1 protein-coding gene is annotated in these 1959 nt (G+C 47.8%); it reads left to right on the forward strand.

Annotated elements, in window-relative coordinates; all coding sequences use genetic code 11:
* Positions 1 to 193 precede the first annotated feature (193 nt).
* Positions 194 to 1870, forward strand: a complete 1677-nt coding sequence (gene tnpC / locus CX664_RS23960; protein ID WP_101749137.1) for an IS66 family transposase — start codon at positions 194 to 196, stop codon at positions 1868 to 1870.
* Positions 1871 to 1959: the final 89 nt, after the last annotated feature.

Below are 1959 nucleotides of genomic sequence, written 5' to 3' on the forward strand. Positions count from 1 at the left end.
CTCTGTTTTTAGCATTCCCTGATGTTTACTGGCCTTGGGAAGGCTAGCTGTAAAAAGCAGAGGTGCTTCAATTATTTTTCAAGATAAATTTTAAAGTTTTCAATAGGTTGTGTTGTTGGACGAGAGCTAGTTGTAACCATTCGCTAAATCTATTATTCAAGCATCAATAGCCCTGTTCAGCTATCCTTGATAGATGCTTGAAATCACTACGCCTGAATGCACTTCAGAACAATCCTGTACTCCTTTCAGCCTTGTTCAAGTCACTTTGACCAAGCAGGAGTTCATTGACCTCAAATGGCAGGTCAACCACTACCGGGATCTGTGGAAACGGACCCGGATTCGTGAGCAGGAATTACTGGCCACCATTGCCTTGATGAAAAAAGATAATAAGGCTGAAGTCGATCAACTCAAGGCGACAATCAAAGAACGTGATTCTCAGCTGAGTCATATGAAACACATGGTCTTTGGCCGTTCTACTGAAAAGAAAAATCGCTCAAAACCCAGTCAGGAAAAGCAAAGCAAAAATACCACACGACAACCGACGACTCGTAAACGTGGCCAGCAACCTGGTTCCCCGAGCCATGGTCGGAGAAAACATGAGAACCTGCCGGTGGTTGATCAGGGCGTTGACCTACCCAATAACGAGAAGTGTTGTGCCATCTGTCGCTTGCCCTTCGAACCGTTTCCTGGCTGTGATCATTGTGATGTTATAGAAATTGAGGTCAGGCCACACAAGAGGCGTTACCATCGCAAGCGATATCGCAAGACTTGTCAATGCCCGGAAACACCCGCAATTATCACCGCCCCACCTCCAGCACGTTTGATTAACAGAGGAGCATTGGGAGTTTCTGTCTGGGTTGATTTAATTATCAACAAATATGCTTTTGGTATTCCAGTTAACAGACAGCTTCAGTCGTACAAACAGCACGGGCTTGATCTGGCGGCCGGAACCATTACTTCGGGAATGCAAACACTGCCTGCTCTCATAAAACCTGTCGTGGAAGCTTGCAGAGAGCGGGTTTGCCGCAGTGATCGAATGCATGCCGATGAAACCCGATGGTTGCAGTGGTGTGATGATTCAGAGGGCAGCCAGAAACATTGGCTCTGGGTATTTGTTTCCGACGAGGCCGTCTACTTCAGCATCAGTGATAGTCGCGCCGCCTCTGTCCCTGAATCAGTTATTGGAGATAGCGAGGGAACCCTTGTCTGCGACCGGTATTCCGCCTACAAGAAACTGGCCAAAGACCATCCATTGATTGTTCTGGCCTTCTGCTGGGCTCATGTCAGGCGAGACTTTATTGATGCCAGTCGTGGTGACCCGGATTTGGAAAAATGGAGCATTGCCTGGGTAGATAGAATTGCTCGTTTATATTATTTAAACGAGCAACGACTTCTTGTACGGGAAGACCCAAAGCAGTGGCCGACCCGCCAGTTGAGACTGGAAAAACATGTTGAACGTATAGCCTCTCAGCGAGATAAAGAACTGGTACGACCACGGCTGGCTGAAAAAGCGCAAAAGGTACTTGAGAGCCTTGTGAACCATTGGGAAGGGCTCTGCCGGTTTATTCAAAATCCGGATATTCCGATGGATAACAATATTGCTGAACAGACGTTGCGGGGTCCCGTGGTTGGCCGGAAAAACTACTACGGCAGTGGGAGCGACTGGAGTATGGAGCTGGCGGCCTGGTTCTTTACGGTGCTGACAAGCCTGAAGATCTGGAAGATCAATCAGAAGCTGTGGTTGAAGGGCTATCTTGAGGCTTGCATTGCTAATGACCGGAAGCCACCAGAAGATTTAAGTCAGTGGCTACCTTGGCAGATGGATGAAACTCGTCTCAAAGAATTTCGAATCCATGACCCACCTGGCTGAAAAAAGCTCATCCAAGTCCGTAGCCCTTATAAGGCAGGTATTCCTTACCAGTCTGGTAAGCTGGTTTGCTGGGTTCACTGAATAGTTAC

This window comes from Endozoicomonas acroporae (assembly GCF_002864045.1).
GTDB classification, from domain to species: Bacteria; Pseudomonadota; Gammaproteobacteria; order Pseudomonadales; family Endozoicomonadaceae; genus Endozoicomonas; species Endozoicomonas acroporae.

Bases quoted from the DNA above. Each gene is read 5' to 3' on its own strand.
- tnpC (WP_101749137.1), top strand. From the start codon at position 194: ATGCTTGAAATCACTACGCCTGAATGCACTTCAGAACAATCCTGTACT.